The 2,859-nt window shown below is 69.6% G+C and carries 1 protein-coding gene; it reads left to right on the top strand.

Annotated features, from left to right (window positions below; translation table 11 throughout):
* Positions 1-172 precede the first annotated feature (172 nt).
* Complete coding sequence (locus IF29_RS0140965) at positions 173-2,857, top strand: DEAD/DEAH box helicase (protein WP_084715568.1); 2,685 nt, start codon at positions 173-175, stop codon at positions 2,855-2,857.
* The last annotated feature ends 2 nt before the right edge of the window (positions 2,858-2,859 follow it).

Below are 2,859 nucleotides of genomic sequence, written 5' to 3'. Positions count from 1 at the left end.
GGGTACCACCGCGCTGCGCGCGGTGCAAGCGAACCCCCGCCGCTTCGCGGCGGGGGGCACGCGCTTCGCGCGTGACGGTGGGTCAGCTTCGCTGACCCACGCCTTCGCTTCGCTTCGGCGTGATTGTGCCGCGCTTCGCTTGGCACAATTGTCTGCGGCTTCGCCTTGACTGATGCCCCGGACGCTTCGCTTACCGGGGCCGGCGACTGGGGCTTCGGGGTGCGGCGTGGTGTTCGGGTGCGGGTTCGTCTTGTGGGGGTGTACCCTGGCGGGGTTTCGTGATGAGAGCAATAGATTCTCTGCATCAGACTTTCAGCATACGAGGATTACGAAAATATGGGCATCCCCAGGGTTGGTGCCTCGGGCTCTTGAAGGGAATTCTGTGACGGGTCTTCGCGATTATCAGGTGGAGCCGGTCAGTGACGTGGTGCGGTTCCTGACGGCCCGTCCGGGTGAGGACCTCCCGGCTGATGGACTGCGGGCCCAGCTGATCGCGGCGTGCGGAACCGGCAAGACCTTCATGTCCGCCCACGCGTGCATCCGTCTGGCCCGCAAGGGTGCCGTCCTGGTCCTGGTCCCTACCCTGGACCTGCTGGGCCAGACGATCGAGACCTGGCGCGCGGCCGGGCGCAGCGGGGCGATGTACGCGGTGTGCTCGCTGGCGGACCACGAGCCGGCCGTGGGGGTGCTGTGCACCACGAGTGCGGCACGGTTGGGGTTTTGGTTGGGCCGGGCCGGGCCGGGGGTGCCGGTGACGGTGTTCGGGACGTACGCCTCACTGCCGACGGTGGTCGGTGCGCACGTCGGTGGCCTGGGCATCCCGGCTGTCAGGCCCTGGGGCGCCCTGGTGGTCGATGAGGCGCACCGCACCAGTGGCTCGGGGATGAAGGCCTGGGCCGCGGTCCACGACAACACGCAGGTCCCCGCACTGCGGCGCCTGTATATGACCGCCACCCCGCGTTGTTGGAACATCCCCGAGCCTGACGGGGCCGGCAGTGACGCGCTGCCGGCCCGGGAGCCGGGTACCGAGTCCCGGCCGCGGGGGCTGGCCATGTCCATGGACGACCCGAAAGTGTTCGGGCCCGTCGCCAACGGCACGCTCACCCTGGCGCGCTGCCAGGAGCTCGGGATCCTGGCCCGGTACCAGATCATCGCCCTGGAGATCGCCGACCCCATCCTGCACACCCTGCTCGAGACCGACGACGAAACGGCCCGGGAAGCACGCCTGGCGGCCGTCCAGATCGCCCTGCTGAAAGCCATGCGGGACGAATCCCTGAACAAGGTCATCTCGTTTCACAACCGTATTTCCGATGCGGAGGTATTTGCTTCAACGCTCCCCCGACGTGTCGCCGCCGACGAGGACCTCGCCGCGATGTTCCCGGACGGGGTCTGGGCCCGGTGGCTCTCCGGGGAGCACACGGCCCGTCACCGCCGCACCGTCCTGGACGACTTCGACTCCCCCCGCCCCGGCGGCACACCCCGGCCCGCGGTCCTGGCCAACTGCCGCGTCCTGGGGGAGGGAGTCGACGGCAAAAGCGACGCCGTCCTGATGAACGACCCCAAAGGCTCCGTCGTCGACCTCGTCCAGGCCATCGGACGCGCCCTTCGCCAGCAACCCGGTCAAGGCAAGACCGCCAGCATCATCGTGCCCGTCATCGTCCGCACAGCAGGCACCGGCACCATCGAGGACGCTGTCGGCGGGGACATGGTCTCCGACCCGGCCTTCGGCCCCCTCCTGAGCGTGCTCCAAGGCCTCCGAGCCCACGACTGCGACCTCGTCGAAGGACTCGCCGTACCTCAGCAGCGCTTGCATACACAGCAGCCCAACCCGCTAGAGGACGACGGACAGGCCCAGGAGCAGCCCGATGGCGGGGGCACGGCGCCGGTGCTGCGGGCGGTGCTCAAGTTCGCCGGCGGACAGCACTCGGCAGCCGAGGTCGCCGCCGCAGTCCAGCTGCGCGTCCTGTCTCCCGAGGCGCAGTCCTGGCTGCGGGGTTACTCCGCCGCCAGGCGCTGGCACCAGGCCTTCGGCTCGCTCGCCGTCCCTACCCATGCCACCGAGCCCGGACCCTCGGACTACCCCCTGGGCCGATTCATCGCCGATCAGCGCGCCGCCTGCGCCAAAGGCACCCTCCTGCCCTCACGCCAAGAACGCCTCGAAGAACTCGGCATGGTCTGGTCCGCCCACGAAGCCGCCTGGCAAGCCAACCTCAACGCCGCCCGCGCCTGGGCCGGCGCCAACGGCGGACACCTCAACGCACCGGTCACCGCCACCTGGGACGGCACCCCCATCGGCCGCTTCCTCGCCGACACCCGCTCCGCCGCCGCACGCCCCAGCGGAGCCGGAGCCCTGACCGAGGCCCGCCGCACGGCCTTGGAACAGATCGACCCCTGGTGGTGCCCACCATGGCCACTCGCCTGGCAAAGGACCTTCCGCACCGCCCAAGCCCACATCCACAACGGCGGCACCCTGACCGACCTGCCCGCCGGACACCTCGTCGCCGGCGAAGACCTCGGCACCTGGACCCGCACCCAACAAGCCAAATGGAACCAGCTCGCAGAGGAGCAGCAGGAACTCCTTACACAGCTGGGCCTCACCGCTCCCCTGCAGCCCGGCCCTGCGCCGGCCGCCAGCCGCAGCCAAGCCGAACGCTTCACCACCGGCCTCGCCGCCGCCACCACCTGGGCAGCCAAACACGGCGGCACCATCGCCGCAGTCAAACGAGGCGACACCCAGGACCTCGACGACGGCACCACCGTGAAACTCGGCGTATGGATCATGAACATGCGATCCCGCCGCACCAAACTCACCCCCGAACAACACACCGCCCTCGACAACCTCCACATGCGCTGGTGAGG

Origin of the sequence: Streptacidiphilus jeojiense (assembly GCF_000719095.1) — a bacterium.
Lineage (GTDB): Bacteria > Actinomycetota > Actinomycetes > Streptomycetales > Streptomycetaceae > Streptacidiphilus > Streptacidiphilus jeojiensis.
This window is presented reverse-complemented; position numbering and strand designations above follow the sequence as displayed.

Bases quoted from the DNA above. Each gene is read 5' to 3' on its own strand.
- IF29_RS0140965 (WP_084715568.1), top strand. From the start codon at position 173: ATGCCCCGGACGCTTCGCTTACCGGGGCCGGCGACTGGGGCTTCGGGG.